22 protein-coding genes are annotated in these 24,601 nt (G+C 70.2%); 12 read left to right on the top strand and 10 right to left on the bottom strand.

The annotated features are described in order from the left end of the window. Positions 1 to 147 precede the first annotated feature (147 nt). The 4 genes from prmC to pip all read left to right on the top strand — a co-directional run bounded on the left by prmC (position 148) and on the right by pip (position 5,057). Complete coding sequence (gene prmC / locus FHR56_RS00250) at positions 148 to 981, top strand: peptide chain release factor N(5)-glutamine methyltransferase (protein WP_184502367.1); 834 nt, start codon at positions 148 to 150, stop codon at positions 979 to 981. A 311-nt stretch (positions 982 to 1,292) separates the two neighbouring features. Then, the gene (locus FHR56_RS00245; RefSeq protein WP_260400227.1) at positions 1,293 to 1,889 is read left to right on the top strand and encodes a hypothetical protein; all 597 of its coding nucleotides are present in this window, start codon (positions 1,293 to 1,295) and stop codon (positions 1,887 to 1,889) included. Continuing rightward, a complete protein-coding gene (locus FHR56_RS00240) occupies positions 1,886 to 3,994 on the top strand; it encodes a hypothetical protein (RefSeq protein WP_184502366.1) in 2,109 nt (702 codons plus the stop codon). The genes FHR56_RS00245 and FHR56_RS00240 overlap by 4 nt, the downstream gene beginning before the upstream one ends. Positions 3,995 to 4,115: 121 nt before the next feature. Then, positions 4,116 to 5,057 (top strand): prolyl aminopeptidase, encoded by a 942-nt coding sequence (pip, locus tag FHR56_RS00235; RefSeq protein WP_184502365.1) that lies wholly within the window; start codon positions 4,116 to 4,118, stop codon positions 5,055 to 5,057. A gap of 63 nt (positions 5,058 to 5,120) precedes the next feature. On the opposite strand, the gene FHR56_RS00230 is transcribed toward pip, so the two are convergent. Next, the gene (locus FHR56_RS00230) at positions 5,121 to 6,008 is read right to left on the bottom strand and encodes a transglutaminase family protein (RefSeq protein ID WP_184502364.1); all 888 of its coding nucleotides are present in this window, start codon (positions 6,006 to 6,008) and stop codon (positions 5,121 to 5,123) included. 605 nt (positions 6,009 to 6,613) lie between these two features. Here FHR56_RS00230 and FHR56_RS00225 point away from each other — a divergent pair. Beyond that, positions 6,614 to 7,051, top strand: coding sequence for a hypothetical protein (locus tag FHR56_RS00225; protein ID WP_260400226.1), 438 nt, complete (start codon positions 6,614 to 6,616; stop codon positions 7,049 to 7,051). Positions 7,052 to 7,124: 73 nt separating this feature from the next. Here FHR56_RS00225 and FHR56_RS00220 read toward each other — a convergent pair whose 3' ends face one another. After that, entirely contained in the window at positions 7,125 to 8,009 is an 885-nt protein-coding gene (locus tag FHR56_RS00220; protein WP_184502572.1) for a LysR family transcriptional regulator, read from the bottom strand. Between the two features lie 107 nt (positions 8,010 to 8,116). Between FHR56_RS00220 and FHR56_RS00215 the strand changes: the two genes are divergently transcribed. Continuing rightward, positions 8,117 to 9,535, top strand: coding sequence for an MFS transporter (locus FHR56_RS00215; protein ID WP_184502363.1), 1,419 nt, complete (start codon positions 8,117 to 8,119; stop codon positions 9,533 to 9,535). Between the two features lie 29 nt (positions 9,536 to 9,564). On the opposite strand, the gene FHR56_RS00210 is transcribed toward FHR56_RS00215, so the two are convergent. From FHR56_RS00210 to FHR56_RS00195, 4 genes are all read right to left on the bottom strand, one after another. Next, positions 9,565 to 10,362, bottom strand: coding sequence for an N-formylglutamate amidohydrolase (locus FHR56_RS00210; protein ID WP_184502362.1), 798 nt, complete (start codon positions 10,360 to 10,362; stop codon positions 9,565 to 9,567). Continuing rightward, positions 10,355 to 10,906 (bottom strand): NUDIX hydrolase, encoded by a 552-nt coding sequence (locus FHR56_RS00205; protein WP_184502361.1) that lies wholly within the window; start codon positions 10,904 to 10,906, stop codon positions 10,355 to 10,357. The genes FHR56_RS00210 and FHR56_RS00205 overlap by 8 nt, the downstream gene beginning before the upstream one ends. Positions 10,907 to 11,163: 257 nt before the next feature. Beyond that, positions 11,164 to 12,087 carry a 5'-3' exonuclease H3TH domain-containing protein gene (locus FHR56_RS00200; protein ID WP_184502360.1) on the bottom strand — a complete coding sequence of 308 codons (924 nt, stop codon included), beginning with the start codon at positions 12,085 to 12,087 and terminating at the stop codon, positions 11,164 to 11,166. Then, the gene (locus tag FHR56_RS00195) at positions 12,084 to 12,659 is read right to left on the bottom strand and encodes a nitroreductase (RefSeq protein ID WP_184502359.1); all 576 of its coding nucleotides are present in this window, start codon (positions 12,657 to 12,659) and stop codon (positions 12,084 to 12,086) included. Before FHR56_RS00195 ends, FHR56_RS00200 begins: the two co-directional genes overlap by 4 nt. Before the next feature lie 155 nt (positions 12,660 to 12,814). On the opposite strand from FHR56_RS00195, the gene FHR56_RS00190 reads away from it, so the two are divergent. From FHR56_RS00190 to FHR56_RS00180, 3 genes are all read left to right on the top strand, one after another. Continuing rightward, positions 12,815 to 15,046, top strand: a complete 2,232-nt coding sequence (locus FHR56_RS00190) for a DUF1631 family protein (RefSeq protein ID WP_184502358.1) — start codon at positions 12,815 to 12,817, stop codon at positions 15,044 to 15,046. A gap of 212 nt (positions 15,047 to 15,258) precedes the next feature. Further along, positions 15,259 to 17,574 (top strand): DUF1631 domain-containing protein, encoded by a 2,316-nt coding sequence (locus FHR56_RS00185; RefSeq protein WP_184502357.1) that lies wholly within the window; start codon positions 15,259 to 15,261, stop codon positions 17,572 to 17,574. A gap of 517 nt (positions 17,575 to 18,091) precedes the next feature. Then, the gene (locus FHR56_RS00180) at positions 18,092 to 19,171 is read left to right on the top strand and encodes an NAD(P) transhydrogenase subunit alpha (RefSeq protein ID WP_184502356.1); all 1,080 of its coding nucleotides are present in this window, start codon (positions 18,092 to 18,094) and stop codon (positions 19,169 to 19,171) included. 522 nt (positions 19,172 to 19,693) lie between these two features. Here FHR56_RS00180 and FHR56_RS00175 read toward each other — a convergent pair. Genes FHR56_RS00175 through FHR56_RS00165 form a run of 3 tightly spaced genes read right to left on the bottom strand, consistent with a single transcriptional unit; the run spans position 19,694 to position 21,164 of the window. Next, positions 19,694 to 20,191, bottom strand: a complete 498-nt coding sequence (locus tag FHR56_RS00175) for a DUF3106 domain-containing protein (protein ID WP_184502355.1) — start codon at positions 20,189 to 20,191, stop codon at positions 19,694 to 19,696. Between the two features lie 5 nt (positions 20,192 to 20,196). Then, a complete protein-coding gene (locus FHR56_RS00170) occupies positions 20,197 to 20,592 on the bottom strand; it encodes a hypothetical protein (protein WP_184502354.1) in 396 nt (131 codons plus the stop codon). Further along, entirely contained in the window at positions 20,589 to 21,164 is a 576-nt protein-coding gene (locus tag FHR56_RS00165) for an RNA polymerase sigma factor (protein WP_184502353.1), read from the bottom strand. The genes FHR56_RS00170 and FHR56_RS00165 overlap by 4 nt, the downstream gene beginning before the upstream one ends. 165 nt (positions 21,165 to 21,329) lie before the next feature. Between FHR56_RS00165 and FHR56_RS00160 the strand changes: the two genes are divergently transcribed. Together FHR56_RS00160 and FHR56_RS00155 are read left to right on the top strand one after the other, a co-directional pair. Further along, positions 21,330 to 21,641: an NAD(P) transhydrogenase subunit alpha gene (locus FHR56_RS00160; protein ID WP_010341238.1), complete on the top strand. Its 312-nt coding sequence runs from the start codon at positions 21,330 to 21,332 to the stop codon at positions 21,639 to 21,641. A 107-nt stretch (positions 21,642 to 21,748) separates the two neighbouring features. Beyond that, entirely contained in the window at positions 21,749 to 23,218 is a 1,470-nt protein-coding gene (locus FHR56_RS00155; RefSeq protein WP_184502571.1) for an NAD(P)(+) transhydrogenase (Re/Si-specific) subunit beta, read from the top strand. Between the two features lie 205 nt (positions 23,219 to 23,423). Here FHR56_RS00155 and FHR56_RS00150 read toward each other — a convergent pair whose 3' ends face one another. Then, a complete protein-coding gene (locus tag FHR56_RS00150; protein WP_184502352.1) occupies positions 23,424 to 23,843 on the bottom strand; it encodes a hypothetical protein in 420 nt (139 codons plus the stop codon). Between the two features lie 105 nt (positions 23,844 to 23,948). On the opposite strand from FHR56_RS00150, the gene sufT reads away from it, so the two are divergent. After that, positions 23,949 to 24,500: a putative Fe-S cluster assembly protein SufT gene (gene sufT / locus FHR56_RS00145; RefSeq protein WP_184502351.1), complete on the top strand. Its 552-nt coding sequence runs from the start codon at positions 23,949 to 23,951 to the stop codon at positions 24,498 to 24,500. The last annotated feature ends 101 nt before the right edge of the window (positions 24,501 to 24,601 follow it).

The following is a 24,601-nucleotide window of genomic DNA, read 5'->3' as shown; positions in this document are numbered from 1 at the left end:
ATTAAATAGATAGGTTTCCTCTATCGATTTCCAAGCCTGGCTCTTTGCTGCACTGCCGCACGATGGCGCCAGCCGCCCATGGCGCTTAGGCGTTGCTCTCTTCTACCACGTTGGCTTTTCCGCGCCCGCTGCGTCATCGTGACAGCGATGAATGCGCCTACCCCCGAGTCCCTGCTGCGCGCGGCCTGCCTCCAGGTCAAACGCGGCGACGCCGAAGCCTTGCTGCTGCACGCCCTGCAACGCGATCGCGCGTGGTTGTTCGCGCACGCCCGCGAGCCGCTGGCCGAGGCCGTGGTCGCTGGGTTCCAGGCGCTGCTGGCGCGGCGTGCGCAGGGTGAGCCGGTGGCCTACCTGACCGGCCGGCGCGGCTTCTGGACCCTGGACCTAGCGGTCGGGCCGGCCACGCTGATCCCGCGCGCGGACACCGAGCGGCTGGTGGAACTGGCGCTGGAGCGGCTGGATGCGGCGCCGGGCCGGCGTGTCGCCGACCTCGGCACCGGCAGCGGCGCCATCGCCCTGGCCCTGGCCAGCGAACGCCCGCAGGCGCAGGTGACGGCCACCGACCTCAGTGCAGCCGCCCTGGCGGTGGCGCAGGCCAATGCGCATGCGCACGGCCTGGATAACGTCGCCTTCGTCCACGGCGCCTGGCTGGCACCGCTGGCCGGGCAGCGCTTCGACCTGATCGCCAGCAACCCGCCGTACATCGCCGCCGACGACCCGCACCTGCAGCAGGGCGACCTGCGCTACGAACCGGCCAGTGCGCTGGCGTCCGGTCCCGATGGCCTGGACGATCTGCGCCGGATCGTCGCAGACGCGCCGCCGCATCTGCTGCCCGGTGGCTGGCTGCTGCTGGAACACGGCTGGGACCAAGGCCCGGCGGTACGCGCGCTGCTGGAGGCGGCCGGCTTCGTGGAGGTGGCGACCCACCAGGACCTGGAAGCGCGCGATCGGGTCACGCTTGGGCAGTGGCTGGCGGCGTAAGCCCGCAGCCATCCCATGGGAATTCCGCACTGCGCTGCACCCGCCAGCCCGGGTGTCGGCGTGGCGCTATGCGTAGACAACGCGGTCATCCACCGGCTCGGCAACGCCGTGCCGCATTCGCTGCGGGTCAGTGTGGAGCGCTCAGTCGCGCATTATTGAAGCGCCGCGCTCCCCGCCTGGCATTGAATATGGTTTGCGATGAGGTGCGGTGGCGCGACCGTCTTCCGTGGGCGCTGGAAGAGGCGGTCAGGCTGGAGCGCCGCGCTGCCAGCGCGTTGCCGTCCCTGACGGCTGCGGCGTAGAGTGCCCGCATGAAAACCCGAATTGCCCTGGCTGCATTCACCCTCTCCATAACCCTGACGGCAGGATGTTCCATGACACACGGCAGCCCGAAAGACCCCGCGAAGAATCCACACCCGGTCAAGCGCTACGAAGTCATCGCTACGTCGCAGGCTCCCGGACCGTGGGATTCGATCGCGGGTTACATCGGATATGACGTGGTCAACAAGAAATGCTTGCCGATGGACTCATTCCTCGGCCAGCAGGATGTCCCCAACATTGGCATCGACATTGAAATGGCTCGCGTGGACGAACACACGTGGAAAGGATATTTCTACCGCGACGCCTTGCAGGACGAGGATTACTACAAGCTTGGCGTATGCCACTGGGACGTGACCAGTGTGGGCATCACGGCAGTCGCCACGGGAGTCAGGTTCAACTGGAGCCACACGTTGAATACCCTCCTGCGCGACGGCCTGCAGACGAGTTATTTCAAGAAGAGCTTGTACGGCGACCGCGCCGCCGCGCGCTATGGTGCGCAGACCCTGACTGCTGAAGACCCTGAAGTCTCGCAACATCCAGATGCGTACTTTCTCGTCACCGTCGTCGTCAAGGATGTCATCCCATGAGCCACATGGATCAGGTGCGCGCCGACGCGGCCAACGACGCCTATGTCAACCGCTCGCAGCGTGATGTCGAAACGTCGAAGGCCGTTTCCCTGGACGGCAAGGACTATACCGTCTTCGGTTATGCGAACGACCCGACGACCGGCTTTCACGCGACCGCCTATCAAAACGTGGCGGCGCCGCATGACGTCATCATCGCCTATCGTGGCACTGATCCAGCGCTGTTTTCGGGGGCGACCAGCGCGGAGAGGCGGGACCACGCGCTGACCACGCTGCAGGACATTGCTGTCGACGCCAAGATGGTGCGAGACAATGTCAATCCGCAAAAAGCCGCCGCCGATGCGTTCACCGCGGACATGCTCGCCAAGGCAGCCAGTCGCGGCATCCCCAGTGACCAGATCTCGGTTGCCGGCCATTCCCTCGGCGGGGCGCTGGCGGAACTCGAGGCGGCCAAGTACGGCCTGCGCGGCGCCACCTTCAACGGCTATGGCGCGGCGCAGCTGATCGATGGTCCGGCGCAACCGGGCTGCCAACTCACCAATTACCGCATGGCCGGCGATGTGGTGAGCGCGGCCAGCCCGCATATCGGCGAGGTAGTGTCGCTGGCCAGCCAGGACGACATCCAGAGCCTTCGCGCGGGGCGCTATCTGGATGCGCCGGCCGGCGCGCCGCCGCCCAACGTGCTGATCGCGATGCGCCTGGATGATCATGGCGGCCAACAGCACTTTGGCAGCCAGAGTCCGGAGAATATGCTGCAACCCGCCCGCTTCGCAGAGGCGGTGCAGCGCTCTGAGGAGCATGAAGCGGCCATTGCAGCTTTCCGCAGCGACGTATCGCAACACCGCGGGGAACTGTCGCTGGCGCTGCGGCAGATGCAAGCAGGCGATGGCCAGCGCCTGCTGCCTCCCGGAGTCCAGCGGCAAGTGAACGAATACCTGACCTTGCATGCCGATCAGCCTATCCGTGACCGGATCGAAGGCAGCGGTATCGTGCAGGGCGTGCAGCACGGCTTGCAATCCAGTGCCGATGCGGTGCGTTCCAGCGGCCGCTACGTGCAGGCATTGGACGAGCGCATAGCCGCGGTGGCGCGTGAGGGTGGCCGCTTTACCGCACCGTTCATCCCGGTTGCGCCGCTGGCTGGGCATGTGGTGGGCGAAGCCGCCCGCCTGCACGGCCGGGGTGCGGATGCGGCGGCACGTTGGGTAGGCGGTGGACTGGAATCGGCAAAAAGCGCCGTGGAGCGAGGCGCGCATGCGGCTGCCGACGCCGTGGTGGAACGCATCCATGATCCTCGCTTCCAGGCGGGCGTGGCCAACGTCGCCAATCACATCGTCAATGCCTACGATGGCGCGCGGGTTGCGGCGCAAGCCGCCACACAAACGTATCAGCTCGGCAAGCAGGCGGTCTCCGATGGGGTTGAGCGGGCCGAACGCGCGGTGACGCACACCTACGCCGCGACCAGACACGCGATCTCGCAAGCGGCCGACAGCGCCGCACGGGTCGGCACGCAGGCGTACGAAACCGCAAGACAGACCGCCACGCAGGGCATCGATGCGGCCAAGCACGCGGCGGGCCAGGCCTACGACACGCTGACCCATCCTGGGCAATGGTTCCAGCGCGGCACGCCGGCCCCTGCGTCCGCGCAGCCGCATCCGCAGACGCCTGCCGCGACGCATCCGCATGGCGCGTCGACGCCGCCGGCTTCCAGCGTCCAGGCGGCACCGTCGGCCGCACACGCAACCGATCGTGCGCAGAATCTCGGCGCGCTGTCTGCGTCCGATCAGGCCATGTTCGCGCGTATCCGCAAGGACGTGCCGGCGCATATCGACGATGCGCACGTCGCGCAGGCGATGCTCGGCGCCAAGCAAGCCGGCATCGTGGGCGCGGACAAGATCGACCGGGTGCAGATGGCCGGCGACACGCTGTGGGTGTCCGGTACCACGCCTGGCTTTCGCGCCGCCACGGACGTGGCGCAGGCGGCTGCACCGATGCACGAGACGGTACAGCGGGCGCAGGCGTTCAATCAGCAGCGTGAGCAGCACGTGGCCATGGAAGCGCAGCAGCGGCAGCAGGACGCGCACGGCAGAAGCGCGTCGGTTCTCGGTTAGTCCCGATCCCGCGTGACCGGTCGGCGCTGTGCCGGGCCCCTTCGCGGCCGGCCGTTTGCTGATCAGCGCCGCTGATCGTGGCGCGCATGGGTAGAATCGCGGTTTTCCCGCAGGAGGCGCCATGCGCACGCTGTATCCCGAGATCGAGCCGTTCGACAGCGGCATGTTGCCGGTGGACGCACGGCATACCCTGTCCTACGAACAGTGCGGCAATCCGCACGGCAAGCCGGTGGTGCTGCTGCATGGTGGTCCCGGCGGCGGCTGCAACGCGAAGATGCGCCGCTTCCACGACCCGGCCAAGTACCGCATCGTGCTGTTCGACCAGCGCGGTTCCGGCCGCTCCACGCCGCATGCCGACCTGGTCGACAACACCACCTGGGACCTGGTCGCCGACATCGAGCGGCTGCGCACGCACCTGGGCATCGAGCGCTGGCAGGTGTTCGGCGGCAGTTGGGGCTCGACCCTGGCGCTGGCCTACGCGCAGACGCATCCGCAGCGCGTCACCGAGCTGGTGCTGCGCGGCATCTTCATGCTGCGCCGCTGGGAGCTGGAGTGGTTCTACCAGGAAGGTGCCAGCCGCCTGTTCCCCGATGCCTGGGAGCACTACGTCGCGGCGATCCCGCCGGTGGAGCGCGCCGACCTGATCTCGGCCTTCCACCGGCGCCTGACCAGCGACGACGAGGCCACCCGCCTGGCCGCGGCCAAGGCCTGGAGCGTGTGGGAAGGCGCGACCAGCTTCCTGCACGTGGATGCCGATTTCGTCGACAGCCACGAAGACCCGCACTTCGCGCTGGCGTTCGCGCGCATCGAGAACCACTACTTCGTCAACGGCGGCTTCTTCGAGGTCGAGGACCAGTTGCTGCGCGACGCGCACCGCATCGCCGACATCCCCGGGGTGATCGTGCACGGCCGCTACGACGTGGTGTGCCCGCTGGCCAACGCCTGGGACCTGGCCAAGGCCTGGCCGAAGGCGACGCTGCAGATCACGCCGGCGGCCGGCCATTCGGCGTTCGAGGCGGAGAACGTCGACGCGCTGGTGCGCGCCACCGACGGTTTCGCCTGAGTCCGCGCGCGCCTGCGCGGCGCGCTCACGCAGGGGGCGCCGTGCGGCGCCTCCGTTTCCGGCTCAGCAGGCCAGCACGTTGCCAGGCGCGTACCCGGCAGCCTCGACCGCACCTGGCGGTGCGGGCCGCGCGTCGAGCTGCGCCTGCGTGGTCTCCTCGGTCCACACCACGAACGATTCGAGCACGTTGTCGCCGAAGGTGGTGCTGATCGCCACGTCGGCGGCATCGCGGCCGCGCGCGATCAGCACCCGGCCGATGCGCGGCAGGTTGTGGCGCGCGTCGAAGGTGTACCAGTGCCCGTCGAGGAAGGCCTCGAACCAGCCGGAAAAGTCCATCGGCGCGTCAAAGGCGGGGACGCCGATGTCGCCCAGATAGCCGGTGCAGTAGCGCGCCGGGATGTTCATGCAGCGGCACAGCGCGATGGCCGCATGCGCGAAGTCGCGGCACACGCCGCGCCCTTCCTGCAACGCCTGCGCGGCGCTCTTGGTGGCGCAAGCGTGGGCGTAGCCGAAGGCGATGTGCGCATGCACGTAGTCGCAGATCGCCTGCACCCGCGCCCAGCCGGTTGGCGTGCCGCCGAACAGCTCCCAGGCCATGCCGCTGAGCAGGTCGGTTTCGCAGTAGCGGCTGCCGAGCAGATACACCAGGGTGTCGTCGGGCAACTGCTCCACCGGCGTCTGCGCCGCATCGTAGCGGTACTGGTCCGGCAGCCCGCTGTCGCGCACCACCGCATCGGCACGCAGGGTCAGCGTGCCGGCGGGCGCCAGCAGGCGCGTGCAGCGATTGCCGAAGCCGTCGCGATAGCTGTGCAGCGGTACCGCCGGCGCGCTGTGCAAGGCGGTGGCGGCGACGATGTCGTCGCGGCGGCTGTCATGGATGTCCAGCATCGCCAGCATCGGCGTCGCTTGCGCGAACCGATAGCGAATCTCGTAACCGAGGCGGATGAGCATGGGGTGTCCGGTGCGGGGCGGGGCGCGGGTGCGCACCGGTCCAGCCCGAGCGTGCGCAGCCAGCGCTCAGCTTGATGTGAAGATGGGCGCTCGCCGCTTCAGCATGCTGAGCGTCGCTGCGGTCGAGGCATGCCGAATGGTCGCAGTGGCGATCGGATGCGTTGCCGATCGTTGGCGCATGTGCGCCAACCCAGCCTCGTCGCTGCACTGGCACGCATCGCGGCGGCGCACCGGCCGCGAACTGCATGGGCGGACGTGGTGGTCTCGCCTGGCGCCGACCCTGGCGAGGTCCGGCGGCGTGCCGTCATGGTCCCGCATGGGCCCCGGCGCAAGCCTGACGTAGACTGCGCTGCCACTGCCTGTCCGACGACACATGATCCCGCTGATGAGCCTGCGCGAGACGCTGGACGCCTTTGCCGCCTGCAACGACGAGGGCCACATACACGAGGCGTTCGGCTGGGTGCATGCGACTGGCGAGGATCCGCTGCAGGCGCGCTTCTGGTTGCTGCCAGACGAAGCCACCGCGTTCGACGACACTGGCGCAGTGCCGGCGGCGGCGCGCGCTGGGCCTGGCACCCTACCTGGAACCGGCGACGTTCGCCGATGTGCTGGATGTGCAGAAGCGGCAATGCCCGCTGTCCACGTTGCAGGACTACGCGCAGGCGTTGGCCTACTACGCCGAGTACGACGCGTTCCTGCAGGTGGAGGGTGTGGACGAGGCCCTGGGCGAGGCGGACGAGGACGCCTGGGAGGCGGCCCGTGCACTGGGCGTCGGCCCCGGCATCTTCGCCTCGTTCGATCTGGTGCTCGCGCGCTGCCCGCCCGAACACCTGAAGCCGGTGGCGCAGCAGGTCGCACGCCTGCTGGAGTGTCCGATCAGGCAGGCGCTGGCAGCGTGCCGCGCCGGGCCGTTGACCGTGGGCGAGGCACTGGACCGTCGCCGCGCCGCGGCGATCGCGGCCGATGTCGCCGCGCTGGGTATTCGGCTGCAGGTACAGGGCTACAAGGCGTTTCCGTGGATGCCGGTGCCGACGCTGGCATAGGGCGACGGGCCGCATGCGCATGGCGTGCATCGTCGTCGCGGCGCATTGCCGTGCCATCGGCGGTGCAGTGGCTTCACCAGCTCCCGGTCAGCAGGGCCTCCGTCAACACGTGCAGCTTGGCCGAGCGTTGCCGCGACGGCGGATAGATCAACGACAGCGTGCGGCTGCGGCCTTCGAAGGCCTGCAGCACACGTTGCAGGCGTCCGTCGGCCAGTGCATCGGCCACTGCGAAATCCATCACCTGCACGATGCCCATGCCGGCGATGGCGCCTTCCACCAGCGGGTCACCGTGGTCGAACACCATCCGCGCCGGCGGCGCGAATCCGCAGCGTTGCCCCTCCTGCAGGAATTGCCAGTTCACCAGGCGCCCGCTGCGCGGATTGCGGATCGCCAGGCAGGCGTGATCGCGCAGCGTCTCGAGATCGGTGGGCGCGCCGCGTGCGGCCAGGTAGGCGGGACTGGCGACGGTCACCCAGCGTAGCGGCCGCAACGGGCGCGCGACGATGCGCCTGTCGGCGATGGGGCCGGTGCGCAGTGCCGCGTCGAAGCCTTCCTCGACCAGATCGACCAGGCGGTCGCTGAGCACGGTCTCCACGCGTAGCTGCGGATGCTGCGCCAGCAATGGGGCCAGCAGCGGCACCAGCACCTTGCGGCCGAACATCGACGGCGCGCTGATCCTGAGCGTGCCGGACGGCGTGCAAGAGCGATCCGCCAGTTGCCGCTCGGCCTCGTCCAGCCCGCCCAGCAGCGGCGCTACCTGCTCGACGAACTGGCGCCCGTCCGGGCTCAGCCCGACGTTGCGGGTCGTGCGCTGCAGCAGCTTGACCCCCAGTGTCGCTTCCAGCCTGCCGATCGCGCGGGACAGCCCCGATTGACTGACGCCGAGCTGGCCGGCGGCGATGGTGAAACTGCGCGCTTCGGCCACGCGCACCAGCATGCGCACCGCGTTGAGATCCATGCTTTTGCGATTCATGCGAAAAATCATGACAAATATGAAGAGCACAGGATTTATCGGCGATTTCGCATCAGTGAGACTGGCGGTTCCTCCCCATGTCCCCGATGCCGATGCACTCCCTATCCCATCCGCGCAGGGCGTTGGCGCTGCTCGCCACCGCGCAATTGCTGATCGCCCTGGACGCGACCATCATCTTCGTCGCCTTGCACGACATGGGCCGGGCGCTGCAGATCGACGCGCAGCGCCTGCAATGGGTGGTCAGCGCCTACACCGTGGCATTCGGCGGTTGCCTGCTGCTCGGTGGCCGCGCAGCCGATCTGTTGGGGCGGCGCCGCTTCTACCGGCTGGGCATGCTGCTGTTCGCGCTGGCCTCGTTGCTGGGCGCGCTGGCACCCAACGCCGTGCTGCTGATCGCCGCGCGGGCCGCGCAAGGTGTGGGCGCGGCATTGCTGTTTCCGGCAACCCTGGCCCTGATCAACACCCTCTATGCCGAAGGCGCGGCGCGCAATCGCGCGTTGGCGATCTGGAGCACGGCCAGTGCGGTGGGACTGGCGCTGGGCACTTTGCTGGGCGGCGCGCTGACCCAGGCCTTCGGGTGGCCGGCGGTGCTGGCGGTCATCGTGCCGCCGGCCATCGCCTGCGCGGCGGCGGCAGGGCGGTGGTTGCCGGCCGATGGCCCGCGCGCGCATAGCCGCACCTTCGACCTGGCCGGATGCACCACCGTGACCGCCGGCGGCAGCCTGCTGGTCGCCACCCTGGTGCAGGGCCCGGAATGGGGCTGGAGCGCGCCGGTCACGCTGTCCTGCCTGCTGGCATCGGCGGTGCTGCTGGCAGGCTTCGTGTGGATCGAGCAACGCAGCCGCGATCCGTTGATGCGCTTCGCGCTGCTGCGTCTTCCCGGTCTGCGCGCCGCGCTGGGCCTGACCTTCGCTTTCATGAGCAGCTACGGCGTGCAGTACTACTTCCTGGCGCTGTACTTTCAGGACGGCTATGGCTGGAGTCCGCTGCAGGCCGGCATGGCGTTCCTGCCGCCGACGGTGGTCTGCGCCTTCGGCATCCGCATCGCCGAGCGCTTGCTGCAGCGGCGTTCGCCGCGGCAGGTGCTGGCCTGGGGATTCAGCGCGGGCGCGCTGGGCATCGCCGCAGCGACCGTCGCATTGCCGCATGGCGCGGGTTATTGGCCGTTGCTGCCGGGCATTGTCCTGCTCAGTGTGGGGCAGGGCATGAGCTGGACGGCGATGTGGGTGGTGGCCGGTCAGGGCGTGCCGGCGCCGCAGCAGGGCGTGGCCTCGGGCATGGCCGCCACGGCGCAGCAGATCGGCGGTGCGGTGGGCCTGGCGGTGCTGGTGATGGTGGCCAATGCGGCGCGCGGCGCGCAACCGGCCACCAGCGCGGCGGCGCTGCACGGGTTGGTGCAGGCGCAGTACGGGGCGGCTGTGTTCGCGGTCGTGGGCGTGGCCATCGCGTTGTGCCTGCGTTATCCGCGCGGCGAGTGCGGCGCAGCGCCCTGCCTGCCGCGCGAGGCATGATCGATCGGCCGGCCTGCGTCCGCCCCGGCTCAGCCCAGCGCCAGCAACTGCGGCTGCAGCGTGGTGAAGATCCGCGCCAGCCGTTGCGCCCAGGCCTGCTGGCCGGCGGCGTCGGCGATCAGGTCCTGGCGGATCTCCAGTTCCACATGCGGCAGGCCGCGGCCTTCGCCGTGCACGGGCACCGCGTAGTCGCTGCTGTCGCTGACCGCATACGGTGCGTTGTCGCCGACCAGCAGGTCGTCCTCCGCGCGCAGCGCCTGCAGCAGCGCGTGGGCGAAGCGGGTGTCGCGGTGGTACAGCACGCCGGCATGCCAGGGCCGCGGCACGCCGTCCATCACCGGGGTGAAGCTGTGCATCATCACCAGCACGGTGGGCCGCGCGGCGGCGCGGCGCGCGTCCAGTTCGGCGGCGATGCGCGCGTGGTAGGGCGCGTGCACGGCGTCGATGCGCTGCTGCCGCTGCGTCGCCGTGAGCCCGGCGTTGCCCGGTACCACGGTGCGGTCGCTGACCGGCGGGATCAGCGTCGGCGAGGCGAGCGGGCGGTTGCAGTCGATCAGCAGCCGCGAATAAGTCTGCTCGATCGCCCAGGCGTCGAGCAGCGCCGACAGCGCGCGGGTGGTGCCGGCGATGCCGATGTCCCAGCCGATGTGCCGGTCCAGGTCCGCCTGCGCCAGGCCGAGACCGTGCAGCGCGCGCGGCACCGCCTGTCCGGCGTGGTCGGCCAGCAGCACGAATGGCGAACTGCCGTGCGGGCGGTGGATGCGGAACACCGCCGGGTCGTCGGCGCCCAGCAGTGGCGGCAGGTCGGAAACGGATGCCTCAGCCACGCGGCGTACCGTCGAGCTCGTGTTCGATCATCCACAGGCCGGCCCACAGTTTCGCGTCCAACGCGTAGCCTTCGCCCATCTTCTGCACCAGCCACGCGGCAGCGCGCGTGCGCGGCACCGAATGCACGGTGATGTCCTCGCTGGCGTCGCCACCGCCGTTGCCGACCTTGCGCAGGCCGCTGGCGCGCACGAAGGCGACCTTCTCGTTGCTGGCGCCGGCCGAGGTCGGGCCGATCAGCAGCACCTCGGCGTGGTCGGCGGTCCAGCCGGTCTCCTCCTCCAGCTCGCGCACCGCCGACACTTCGATCGATTCGCCGGCATCGATGTCGCCGACCAGGCCGGCCGGCATCTCGATGGTGCGCGCCTGCAGCGGCACGCGGAACTGTTCGACGAACAGCACCTCGTCGTCCGGCGTGACCGCCACGATGATCGCGGCCAGGCCGCCGGCATGCACGCGTTCGGAATACTCCCAGGTGCCGCGCACGACCATGCGCTGGTACTTGCCTTCGTAGACGACGCGGGGCGGGGAATCATGGCGGGGCATGGGCAGCTCGCAGGTAGCGGAGGAAGAAGGCGCGGTCGCGCGCGGCGCGGTCCGGCGATGCGGTGCAGTGTAGAGCGTGCGATGTGTTTTTGATGCGCGGCATGCGGCCTGCGGTGCGGCGGGCGCGACGCGGAACCGGCGCCACGGTTTCGCTGTGCGCCACGGGCAGGGCGCGCCGAGCATTGCGGCGGCCTCTCGCCTCGAAGGGCACCCGCGCCGGGCCAGCGGCAGCGCCGCCCGCGCGGCGAGCGCGGCGCTCAGCCGGCCGCAAGCTCCAGGCCGGCGGCCTGCAGCAGCCGGCGCCGGGTCAGCGGCCCGAAGCGCAGTGCCTCGCACAGGCCCTGCAGCATGTCGGCGTCGGCCGCGCCGCGGGCGAAATCCGCCGCGGCGGTGTGCAGCGGTGCGTCCAGGGCGATGGTGGTCAGCTGCCGCCACAGCAGCGCGTGTTCGCGCTGCTCGCGCAGGCGCACGGCCATCTGCGCGGCACCGCGCAGGCGCAGGAACGCCACTTCCTCGACCCGTGCCAGCAGCGTGTCCAGGTCGCCGAAATGCGCCAGCAGGATCGCCGCCGACTTGGCGCCGATGCCGGTGACCCCGGGAATGTTGTCGATCGCATCGCCGGTCAACGCCAGGTAGTCGGCGATCTGGTGCGCATGCACGCCGTGGCGTGCCTTGACCCCGGCCGCGCCCCAGCGCTGGCCGCGTCCGTAGTCCCATTGCTCGTCAAATTCCAGCAGCAACTGCGACAGGTCCTTGTCGGCGGAGACGATCACGCCGTGGAAGCCGTCGCCGCGCGCGCGATGCAGGGCGCTGCCGATCAGGTCGTCGGCCTCGTAGTCGTGGTGCGCCAGCACGCCCAGGCCCAAGGCCGCGCACAGCGCCTTGCAGTGCGCGAACTGGCGGCGCAGCGCATCCGGCGCCGGCGCGCGGTTGGCCTTGTAGGCGGTGTACAGGCGATGCCGGAAGCAACTGTCCAGCGCTTCGTCGAAGGCGATCACGATGTGTTGCGGGCGTTCGCGCTCGAGCAGGTCGAGCAGGAAGCGGGCGAAGCCGTGCACCGCGTTGGTCGGCCAGCCCTGCGCGTCCTGGAACTCGTCGGGAATCGAATGCCAGGCGCGGAACACGTACAGGCTGGCGTCGACCAGGTACAGCGGCCGCGACAGGGGCAGGCCTGCGTTCACGGCGTCCAGTCGCTGAGCAGCGCGCGCGGATCCGGCCGCTCGCGCTCCGGGGCGTCGATGCGGGCGGTGCCGATGTGAATGAAGCCGGCGACGTGTTCGTGCTCGGCCAAACCCAGCCGCGCGGTCACTATTTCGTCATACGCCATCCAGCCGGTCAGCCATTGCGCGCCGAAGCCATAGGCCTGCGCCGCCTGCAGCAGCGCGAAGCACACCGACCCGGCGGTCAGCCACTGTTCGATTTCCGGCACCTTGTGCCCGCGCTGCAGGCAGGTGATCACCGCGATCACCACCGGCGCATGCGCGAAGCGTTCGCGGTCCTTTTCCACCGCCGCCGGCGACGCGCCCGGGTCGCGCTGCACGGTGCGCTCGGCGAGGATGTCGCCCAATGCCTGGCGCGCCGGGCCGGCGATGCGCAGGAAGCGGAACGGCACCAGCTTTCCGTGATCGGGGACACGAACCGCCGACTGCAGCATGGCCAGCAGCGTGTCCGCGTCCGGTCCCGGCTCGCCGAGTTGCTTGGATGGCACCGAACGGCGCGCATCCAGCGCTTGCAGCGAATGAATTGTGCGCATAGTCTCGATTCCGTGGGGCGGGCGCGAAATTATAGTCGCGCGCTCGCAGGCGGCAGCGGATGCCGCAGTTACACGGACAATCACGTTGCGTTGCTGATCTGCCGCTAGCTTCCGGATTGACGTCGGTCTCACTGCTGCCTGCGTATCACACTGCCATGACCCTTGCTGAATACGCTGAAGAGTTGTCGCCCAGCCGCAACGCGGATCTGCTCGAGCAGGTCCGGGATGTGGTGTCGGTCCCGCTCGCCGGCGCCTTCGGCGAGGTGCTGGATGTGCTGGCCGAGGCGCTGTTCCGCATGGCCGAGCGCGCCGGGCCGAGCCAGAACGACTATTTCGAAGCGATCCAGTTGCTGCGCCAGCAGCGTGAGCCGATCGCCGCGCGTTTCCGCGCGCACCTGGCCCAGGCCTGGCAGGCGCTGGAGGCCGGCCGTCCGCTGTCGGTGGAGCGCAGCCTGGCGCGCGAGCGTGGCGATCTGAGCCTGGTCTCGGAGCAGGAACTGGACGTGCGCCTGGCGGTGCGTAACCTGGCCGGCGCGATCCAGCACCGCTGGCGGCCGGAACTGATGCGGCTGAACCGGTTCCTCGGCTTCATCGCCGGCGGCCAGCGCATCGATGCCGACAACAACCCGTTCGGCCCCGAGCACGTGGGCGCGGCCGTGTATGCGGCGCTGCACGGGCTGGTGCTGGCGCCGCAGGTGCAACTGGCGATCGTCAAGATCTGCGAGCAGGAACTGCAGGAACGCGTCGGCGAGCTGTATGCGCAACTGGAGCAGCGCCTGAACCAGGTTGCGCGCGCCCGCGCGCTGCCCAGCGGGCGCCCGCGCCGCCGCGCCATCCCGCGCCTGGGCGCGAGCGAGGACGAGGCGGCGCCGGACTGGATCAGCCGCTTCTTCGAGAACTGGGAAACCGCCGCGCCGCTGTCGGCGGCGCAGCGCCGCGCCGCACGCGCGCTGGACGCGCACGCGCGCAACGAGCAGGACGTCCTGCCGCCGGCGCTGCGCGCGCTGCTGCACGAGGCGCAGCCGGACGCGGGCGCGGGCGATGGCCGGCGCTGCCTGTCGCCGCGTGAGGTGCTGTCGGTGCTGTCGCTGCTGCAGACCATGCCCTTGGCCGGGTTTGCCGCCGTCTGCGAGCACGGCGGCCCGCTGGCGCAGGGCCTGCGCCGCCAGATCGCCGGCGTCGGCGCCTCACTCGGCCTGGATCCGGCGAGCACCTGCCTGGACCCGGCCGACGCCGACACGCTGGATCTGGTCGGCCTGCTGTTCGACGTGATGCTGGAGGAGTGCGTGCTGCAGCCGGCGCAGCGCGAACTGCTGGGCCAGATGCTGGTGCCCATGGCCAAGGTCGCACTGATCGACGGGCGCCTGTTCGTGCGCGACGGGCATCCGGCGCGGCGCCTGCTCAACCTGCTGGCCGACGCCTGCGACGGCAATGCCGGCAGCACCGGCCCGGAGCAGGCGCTGTTGGCGCAGGCGCAGGCGGCGGTGGAGCGGGTGGTGCGCGATTTCGACGAGCACCTGGCGGTGTTCCTGGCGCTGGAGGCCGAGTTCGGCAGCGCTTACGAGCAGTACCGGCGCCGGGTGGAGATCGCCGAGCGCCGCGCGTCCGAACTGCAGCGGGCGGAGGAGCGCCGCGAGGTCGCCCGCCAGCGCGCCGCGCAGGCCGTGCACGAACTGCTGCAGCAGGCCGGCGACGACCTGATCCTGCCGCCGCCGATCGATGCCTTCCTGCGCCAGTCCTGGTGCCAGTACGTGCAGCAGTCGGCCCTGCGCGACGACGGCCAGGGCAGCGCGCTCGCCGCGGCGCTGGCGCTGGGCGATGCGGTGCTGGCGCAGTGCCGCCAGGCCCAGGCCGGTGCGGCGCCGCTGGAGGGCTGGCTGCAGCCGCAGCGCGCCGAGCTGACCCGGCTGTGGACCAGCATCGGCCTGGACGCGGCGGCCGCCGAGGCCGCCTGGCAGTCCCTGCACACCGCGCTGGACGACCTGGCGCACGCGCGGCCGTTGCAGGCCGCGCTGCCCGTGGCCAGCGTGGAGGCGCCCGAGCCGCCTGCCGCCGAGACCGTGCCGGCACTGCCGGAGCCGGCCCAGCCCACCGATTTCGACCACATCACCGCCGATTACTTCCGCACCCTGCCGCTGGGCACCTGGCTGGATTTCGTCGATCGCGAAGGCCGCGTGCAGCCCGGCAAGCTGACCTGGGTGAGTCCGATCTCGGCGCGCCTGTTGTTCGTCAACCGTCGCGGCGGGCGCCTGTGCGTCGCCTCGGCCGAGGCGCTGGCGGTGATGGCGCGGCTGGACCGGCTGCGCCTGCATCGCGACGACGATGCCTTCTACAGCGCCATGCAGGGCGCGGTCGACCGCCTGGAACGGGTGGCGGTCGCGGCCTGAGTGGGCGTATTCAGGCCGCGCTGCACGCGCGGTTACGCTGCCGCGCCCTACGATCCTGCTCGGTGTCACGTTCTGGAGCGAGAAATGCGTAGCCCATCACGGTCGACATTCAGCTACCTTGCCTACCATGCAGGAGCGGAAACAGGGGCCGCGTCTGTTCGTCCTCCACCATTCTTCTACCTGGCGCCGTCCATGGCGCGGAGCCGTCGCGCATGAGTTTCAGCCCCAGCCCGCACGCACACCCGGCGCGTGATCCGCGCCTGTTGACGCAGGCGCGCGAGGGCATGCTGCCGGTGCTGGGCCAGGCCTTCGCCGCGGCGCTTGCGCATTTCGACGATGTGCTGTTCGACCGCGCCGAGAGCGCCGGCGCGTCGCAGCTGCTGTTCCTGGACGGCATGCGCGAACTGCGCCGCCGCCGCGACGAGATCGCCGCGCGCTTCCGCGCGCAACTGCACACCGCCTGGGAGGCGCTGGAGGCCGGTGCGCCGCTGTCGGCCGAGGTCGCCCTGGCCGGCTATGGGCAGGGCCTGAGCCTGATCTCCGAACACGAACTGGAATCGCGGCTGGCGGTGCGCAACCTGGCCAGCGTGCTGCTGCGCGAGTGGAAGCCGGTGCTGACCCGCATCGACCGGCGCCTGGGCTGGATCGCCGGCGGCCTGGAACTGGATGCGGACACCAATCCGATCGGCCCCGAACACATCGGCGTGGCCGTGCATGCCGCGTTCTCCACCAGCGACCTGGCCCCGGAAGTGCGGCTTGTGCTGATCAAGCTGTGCGAGCGCGATTTCACTGCAGGGGTCGGCAAGCTCTATCAGGACCTGGACGACAGCCTCGCCCAGGCCGGGGTGATGCCGGAGATCTCGCGGCCACGAACGCCGCCGCCGCGGCGCACGCCGGCGCCGGAGCAGCGCCCGCCGCGCGAGCCCGGCGCGCCGGCCGATGCCGGCATCGGTGCCGAGCTGGGCGAGGAGGAAGAACACTACGCGCCGGCCTGGGCCAACCGCTTCGTCAACCGGTGGGCCGAGCGCCGCGGCAGCCTGCAGGCCGGCGAGCGCTACGAGGGTGCCGAGGCGCGCCTGCCCGGCGGCAGCCAGGGCGTGTTGCTGGAGGCGTTGCACGAGCTGCTGCAGCAGACCCGCAACGCGCGCGAGAGCGCCACGTCCGCGGCGACCGCCGCGGTTGGCCAGCAGCGGCCGCTGAGCCAGCGCGAGATGATGTCGGTGCTCTCGCTGCTGCAGGCCACGCCCAGCGCCACGTTGCGCGCGGCGATCGGCGACGACAGCGAGTCGCTGGCGCAGCGGCTCAAGAGCGAGGTGCTGTCCAATGCCACCCAGTTCGGCGTGGACCCGGCGCATGCACGGCTGGATCCGGTCGACGAGGACGCGATCGACCTGGTCGGCATGCTGTTCGACGTGATGCTCGACGAGCGCGACTTGGAAGGCCGCTCGCGCGAACTGATCGGCCGGCTGGTGGTGCCGTTCGTCAAGGTCGCGCTGCTGGACCGGCGCATGTTCGTGCAGAAGACCCACCCGGCGCGGCGCCTGCTCAACTCGCTGGCCGAGGCCTGCGAGGGCAACACCGGCGAGAGCCAGGCCGAGCGCGTGCTGATGGGCAAGGTCGAGGAGATCATCGACCGGCTGGTGGCCGAGTTCAACGAGAACCTGGCGATCTTCCTGACCCTGGAAGAGGAATTCCGCGATTTCCTGATGCAGCATCGCCGCCGCATCGAGATCGCCGAGCGCCGCGCCGCCGAGACCCAGCGCGGCCAGGAGAAGCTGGAACTGGCGCGGCAGCGCGCCGACGCAGAATTGCAGGTGCGCCTGCAGGGCCGGCAGCTGCCGCAGGCGCTGCAGGATTTCCTGCGCCAGCCGTGGCAGCACCACCTGACCATGGCGATGCTGCGCGAAGGCGAGGGCGGTCCCGGCGTGCGCGATGCGCTGGCGCTGGCCGACGGCCTGCTCGAGGAAGCTGCCGAGGCGCAGCGGCACATCGTCGGCAAGCCTTGGTTGCAGGCCTGGCAGGGCGCGTTGCAGCGCGTCTTCGCCAGCGTCGGCCTGCATGCCGAGGCGGCCGCGGCGGCGATCGATGCGCTGCACGACACGCTGCAGGCGGTGGCCGAACTGCGCCCGGAACTGGAGCGGCCGCTGCCGGAACTGCCGCAGGTGGCGCTGCCGCAGCCGCCGGTGCAGGAGGCGCAGCCGGTGGAAGTGTCGCCGGCGCAGACCATGGACGATTTCGACAACGCCGACGCCGACCGCTTCCGCGCGATGCCGATCGGCACCTGGCTGGATTTCGTCGACCGCGACGGCAAGACGCAGGCCGGCAAGCTGTCGTGGGTGAGCCCGATCTCGTCGCGGCTGCTGTTCGTCAACCGGCGCGGCGTGCGCTTCTGCGTGGCCTCGCCGGAAGAACTGGCGGTGATGGTGCGGCTGGGCCGGCTGCGCGCCCACGTCGACGACGGCGCCTTCGACAGCGCCATGCAGGGCGTGATCGATCGCCTGGATCCGCATAGCGCGACCTTGCACTGAGGGACGTTGCGGGGCGCCGGCGTCGCTGCGGTGGCGTCGCACGTGTCACGCGCAACTCGCTGCCCGAATTGGCGGTGTCAGCGCATCACGAACGATGCCTTTTGTCGGCTGTTAGCCGACAGGCCATCGTGATCGTAGGAGCGGCTTCAGCCGCGACGGGCATTCCCGGCAATGCCCGTCGCAACTCAAACCGATCCTATCCGCGGGCATTGCCTAGCTCTAGGAGGTTGCCTCCGGCGCGCCGGGTTTTCTCGCTCTGCCGGTCGCGGCTGACGCCGCGCCTGCGCACCATCGATCCACGTTGCTCATCGCATTCGGCGATGCGCGGTTCCTGGCAAGCCGCGTCACATCCGACTCGGCCATGCGCCTGCACCGACGCGACCCGCAGGGGATGCCATCGCGTCCGCATCGCCAGCGCGCCTGTCCACCGACGCCTGCCAGGCGAGCGGCGCGCCTCCACCTGGCGTGCGGACCCTGTAGGATCGGCGCGGACGACGGGCAAGGCACGGGGAATCGCATGGCAGTGCAGGTGCTGGTGGTGAAGGAGTCGGCGCAGGGCGAACGCCGCGTGGCGGCCACGCCGGAGACGGTCAAGAAACTGGTCGCGCTGGGCGCGCAGGTGCGGGTCGAGCCGCAAGCCGGGGTGTCGGCCGGGTTCGTCGATGACGCCTATCTGGCCGCCGGCGCCAGCCTGGCCGATGCCGACAGCCCGGCGCAGGCGGATCTGGTGCTGTGCGTGCAGCCGTTGCCGGCGCTGGCGCTGGAGCAGCTCAAGGAAGGCGCCGGCGTGGTCGGCATCCTGCAGCCGCAGGCCGATCCGGCGCGTGCGGCGGCGTTGCAGGCCCGGCAGCTGGTTGCCTTCCCGTTGGAACGGCTGCCGCGCACCACCCGCGCGCAGGCGATGGACGTGCTCAGCTCGCAGGCCGGCATGGCCGGCTACAAGGCGACCCTGATCGCCGCGCAGCTGGCGCCGCGCTTCTTCCCGATGCTGACCACCGCGGCCGGCACCATCCGTCCTTCCAAGGTGCTGATCGTCGGCGCCGGCGTGGCCGGCCTGCAGGCCATCGCCACCGCCAAGCGCCTGGGCGCGCAGGTGGAGGGCTTCGACGTGCGCCCGGAAACCCGCGAACAGATCGAATCGCTGGGCGGCAAGTTCCTCGATCTCGGCGTCAGCGCCGCCGGCGAGGGCGGCTACGCGCGGCAACTCACCGACGACGAACGCGCGGAACAGCAGCGCCGTCTGGCCGAGCACCTGAAGGGCATCGACGTGGTGGTATGCACCGCTGCGGTGCCGGGGCGGCCGGCGCCGAAGATCCTCAGCGCGGCGATGGTCGCCGGCATGAAGCCCGGCAGCGTGGTGGTGGACCTGGCCGCCGAGACCGGCGGCAACTGCGAGCTGACCCGGCCGGGAGAGACCCTCGAACACGCCGGCGTGACCATCGCCGGTCCGCTGGACCTGGCCAGCATGGGCGCGGTGCATGCCAGCGAAATGTACGCGCGCAACGTCTACAACTTCGTCGCCCTGTTCCTGAAGGACGGCGCGATCGCCTACGACTGGAACGACGAACTGCTGGCGAAGACGCGCTGGACGGCGTGAGTCGGCGTTGCGGGGCGTTGACCCGGTGAGAGTGGGGACAGCAGTGACGCGGTCGCCTTCTTTCGCCGGCGCGTCTGTTGGCTGGTTCGCAGTCGACCTGCCGCTCTGGTGTCTATCGACGTTATGCCTGTAGGAGCGGCTTCAGCCGCGACCGGCGTTCCCGGTACAGCCCGTCGCGCCTGACGTTGCTCCCACAAAGAGCGTGCCGTTCGACGATCGCTTTAGACGCGCGGGTCTCCGCGCAGCAGCTTGCGTCTGGCTGGACTCCAGGCACTGATGTCCGTGTCCTTACACCGGGCGAGCCAGCAGGCGGCATTGTAGGCAACTTGATCCAGCACCTCGCAGGCTGCTGTTCCATGTAGGAGCGGCTTCCGCCGCGACGGGCTTTACCGGGAACGCCGTCGCGGCTGAAGCCGCTCCTACGGGTTGTCCTGCGATCTTCGCTGGAGGCCATTGCCCGCGGCACACGACGATGCGCCGCGCGGCATGCGCAGCAAGTCTCGACCGGCGTGCGCTGCCCGCTTACCTGGACGCATCGGGCGGCGGCCGGTTGTCCGGGCCGGCATTGGCGCGGATCCAGGCGGCGCGTTGCGCCGGCGTCATCGCTTCCCAGCGGTCGCGCAGCGCCTTGCGCTGCTCCGGCGGCAGCGCCCGCATGCGGTCGAACAGCACCCGCGCTTTCTCGCGCTGTTGCGGGCTCATGTCCTCGTAGCGACGCGCACCCTTGCGCGCTTGGTCGCGTTGCTCCGGGGTCATCGACTGCCAGCGCTGCGCGTGCTCGAACATGCGCCGGCGTTGCTGCGGGATGTCGTTCCAGCGCTGGCGCAGCGGCGCGATCAGCAACTCGCGCTGCTGCGGGCTCAGGTGTTCCCAGTCGGGCAGCGGTGGGCCGGCGTCGTCGTCGCGGTCGGCGGCAGGTGGCGGTGGCGGTCCCGGCGGGGGCGGGGCGGCAAGAGCGACCGGGACGACGCTGCCGGCCAGCAGCGCCAGCGCCAGGGAGAGACGGATCAGGCGAGTCATCGGGTTCATTCCATTGCCAGCGAGGTATCGGAGCCCAGCCACAGGTATAGGTCGGGGTTTTCGTCCAGCATCGCGGTCGCGGCCTGGTCGGTATCGGCGCCCGCGCCTGCCGGCGTGCTCGCGATCGCGGGCGTGCCGGCAGCGATGCTGGCGGTGGTGGTCGGTACCGACGGGGCAGGGCGCAGCAACAGGTGCACGCCCAGCGCCGCACCGAGCAGCGCCGGCACCGCCGCCAGCAGCCAGCCCCAGCGACGGCCCGGTGCCGTGTGCGTCTGGCTGGCCTGCTGGCGCGCCGCACGCAGTCGCGCCAGGGTCGGCGCGGGCAGGGCCTGTAGGCCAGTCTGATGGACCGCGCGCAGGCGCGCGTCGAAGTCCGCGGAGCGGGTGGGATCGGATGTCATCGGACGTCCTCCAGATGTTTCTGCAGCGCCTCGCGGGCGCGCGACAGATGGGTTTTTACCGAGCCTTCCGAGCAGCCCATCGCGCGTGCGGTGGTGGCCACGTCCAGCTCTTCCAGCACGCGCAGGGTGAAGGCCTCGCGCTGCCGGGCCGGCAGTGCACGCAGCGCCGTCACCAGCCGCGCGTGGGTCTGGCGGCGCTCGTGCTGCTCGGACGGATTGGGGCCGTCGTCGGCCCAGTCCGGCGGGCTGTCCGCGTCGCGCTCGCTGTTCGGTGCCCAGAAACGCAGGCGGAAGTTGCGGCGACGCTGCAGGTCGATGATGCGCCGGCGCAGGATGCTCCAGAACAGCGGCGTCCACTCCTGCGCCGGGCGCTCGCGGTAGGCCAGCAGCTTGATCATCGCGTCCTGCACCGCATCCAGTGCGTCCTCGCGCTGGCGCAGGCCGGCTTCGGCGAAGCGGAACGCGCGCGGCCCGATCTCGGCCAGGAACGCGTCCAGCGACGCCGGCAGCGGGCGTTGTTCGGCATCGGCATCGGTCGACGGCGGGGCGAGGGCAGGCGTGCTCACCAGCACAGCTTAGCTTCCTGGCAGGGGGATGACGTGGTAAACGCGCCGCGGCGGTCGCGGTTGACCGGCCATCGCCCGGCGCCTCCGCGCAACGGCAGGGCGGCATCGCACAGCGGTTCAGCACGTGGTTATGATGCGGCGGACGGGCGCGGCGCCCGGGAGAACAGTGCGATGAGCGACGGGTTCGTGGCCTTGTACATCTTCATGCTGGCGGCCATTGCCGGGCATGTGATCATCTCGCGGGTGCCGGTGATCCTGCACACCCCGCTGATGTCCGGTTCCAACTTCATCCACGGCATCGTCCTGATCGGCGCGATGGTGGTGCTGGGCCATGCCGACACGACGCTGGAAAAAGCCATCGGCTTCGTCGCGGTGCTGCTCGGCGCCGGCAACGCCGCCGGCGGCTACGTGGTGACCGAGCGCATGCTGGACATGTTCAAGTCCAGCAAGCCGGACGCCGCCAAGACCAAGGCGAAGGATTGAATGCGCGGCATCCGCGCATCGTCGCGGCGCTGGCCGCCGTCGCCCTGCCCGCGCTGCTGCTCGGCATCGCCTCGGGCGTTCTCTCCCACCTGCTGCCGCTCGGGCAGATGTCCTTTTTCGGAGCACGCCTGCTGATGGAACTGTTGCCGATCCTGATCAAGAGCAGCTACCTGGTCGCCGCTACCCTGTTCCTGCTCGGCCTGCAGCGCATGGCTTCGCCCAGGACCGCGCGCAGCGGCATCCGCTGGGCCGGCTTCGGCATGCTGCTGGCGACCGCCGCCACCTTCCTGCTGCCGGGCCTGCACAACCTGCCGCTGATCGTGCTGGCGATCGTGCTCGGCACCGCCGCAGCGTGGATCTCGGCCAAGAAGGTGGCGATCACCGACATGCCGCAGATGGTCGCGCTGTACAACGGCATGGGCGGCGGCTCGGCGGCGGCGATCGGCGCGGTGGAACTGCTGCGCTTCTCGTTCCTGATGCGCCGCGATACCACGCACTGGAGCGAGGCCGCGATCGCCGCGCTGGCCGCGCGCCAGCCCGATGCGACGACGCTCGCATTGGCGGTGATCGGCTCGGCGATCGGCGCGGTGTCGCTGTCCGGCTCGATCGTTGCCTGGGCCAAGCTCGACGGCCGCCTGGACAAGCGCGTCACCTTCCCCGCGCAGCAGGCGTTCAACCTGCTGGTGTGCGTGGCGATGCTGGGCGTGGGCGCCTGGGCCGCGACCAGCCTCAGTCCGCTGGCGATCGTGTTGTTCTTCGTGCTGGCGCTGGCCCTGGGCGTGCTGATGACGCTGCCGATCGGCGGCGCCGACATGCCGGTGGTGATCTCGCTGTACAACGCCTTCACCGGCCTGGCGGTGGCGTTCGAAGGTTACGTGCTCGGCAACGAGGCGCTGATCATCGCCGGCATGATGGTCGGCGCGGCCGGCATCCTGCTGACCCGGCTGATGGCCAAGGCGATGAACCGGCCGATCCGCGGCGTGCTGTTCTCCAACTTCGGTGGCGGCGGCCAGGCGCAGGCGATCGCCGGCAGCCAGAAGCCGATCGAGGCCGGCGACGTGGCGGCGATGATGGCCTATGCCGAGCGCGTGGTGATCGTGCCCGGCTACGGCATGGCGGTGGCGCAGGCCCAGCACAAGATCTGGGAGTTGGCGCAGCGGCTGATCGAACGCGGGGTCAAGGTCAAGTTCGCGATCCACCCGGTGGCCGGGCGCATGCCTGGGCACATGAACGTGCTGCTGGCCGAGGCCGGCGTGCCCTACGACCTGATCGCCGACATGGACGACATCAACCCCGAGTTCGCCAGCATCGACGTGTCGCTGGTGATCGGCGCCAACGACGTGGTCAATCCGGTGGCCAGGACCGATCCGGCCAGCCCGATCTACGGCATGCCGATCCTGGACGTGGTCAAGTCCAGGAACGTCGTCGTGATCAAGCGCGGCAAGGGCACCGGCTTCGCCGGCATCGAGAACGCGCTGTTCTATGCCGACAACACCCGGATGCTCTATGGCGACGGCGCCGAGGCCGCCGGGGCCCTGGTCAGCGAACTGAAGGCGCTGGACGGAGGCGGGCATTGAGCCGGTGCAGGGCGGCTGCAGGAACCGTAGGAGCGGCTTCAGCCGCGACAGGCGTTACCGGTAAGGCCTGCCGTAGCTGATCCCGCAAAAGGGGACAGGCGCCGCGCCTGCAAACGCCGCGCTTCGCGAAGAATCGGCTAGGGCGTTCCCTGCGAGACCGTCATCGCCCCAACAGCGGCATCCGCCGCGACCCGGGGGCCTCGGCTCAGCGCGCGCTGAAATACGCGGTGGCCACGCCGATGCCCAGCCACAGCAGATCGCCGGGGCTGTTGGCCAGCCGGGTCAGGGTCCAGGCGTAGTGGGCACCCATCTTCAGCGACGAGTCCCACACGTTCAGGCCCAGGCCCGCGCCCATCTGCGCGGCGGCGATGCCCCAGTTGGCGGCGACGATCACCAGCACCGTGGCCAGCATCGCCACGGCGATGCGCAGCGGGCCGCGCGGCAGGTTGCCCAGGCGCAGCATCCAGGCGATCTCCAGCGCCACCACCACGGCCATCCAGCCGGCCTGGCGACCCAGCGACAGCGCCACCAGCAACCAGGCGATCAGCGCGGTGAAACAGCCCATGGCGAGCAGCAGGGGCCACAGCCAGTGCGAGGGCCTGGCCGGCGTGGAGGAAGGCGGCATTCGATGTTCCCGGAGAAGACGTACAGGATACTTCCGGCGCGCGCCCCGCGCACTCGGATAAACTGCACGACTTGCACCGGCGGGGCCTGGCCCCATATCGCCCCCATGTACTCACGCAGCAGCGAACCTGTCCAATTCGAACGCGATTGCGCGGCGGTGATGGTGCCGCAGGGCGACGCGGTGACCCTGCCGGCCGGCAGCTACGGCTACATCACCCAGGCCCTGGGCGGCAGCTACACGGTGTTCGTGGAGGGCAACCTGTTCCGCATCGCCGGCAAGGACGGCGACGCCATCGGCAAGGAGCCGCCGCCAGGGCTGGAACTGCCCGAGGACGCCGGCGACGAGCAGGTCGAGGCCCTGATCTGGCAACAGCTGCGCACCTGCTTCGACCCCGAGATCCCGTTCAACATCGTCGATCTTGGGCTGATCTACGACGTGACCATGCACGCGCGCGACGATGGCCAGCGCACCGTCGATGTCAAGATGACCCTGACCGCGCCCGGCTGCGGCATGGGCGAGATCCTGGTCGACGACGTGCGCAGCAAGCTGGAGATGATCCCGACGGTGGCCGAAGCCGACGTCGAGCTGGTGTTCGATCCGCCATGGGGCCGGCATATGATGTCCGAGGCCGCGCGCCTGGAAACCGGCATGCTCTGACCCGCGCGCGACGCCTCGCGCGTCGTGCGGAGCCCGATCGGGCGCCGCCGCTGCCGTCGCCACGACGCAGCGGCCCTGGCCATCCCTCGACTACCACAGGA

Source organism: Xanthomonas sp. F10, assembly GCF_014206815.1.
GTDB classification, from domain to species: Bacteria; Pseudomonadota; Gammaproteobacteria; order Xanthomonadales; family Xanthomonadaceae; genus Xanthomonas_A; species Xanthomonas_A indica.
This window is presented reverse-complemented; position numbering and strand designations above follow the sequence as displayed.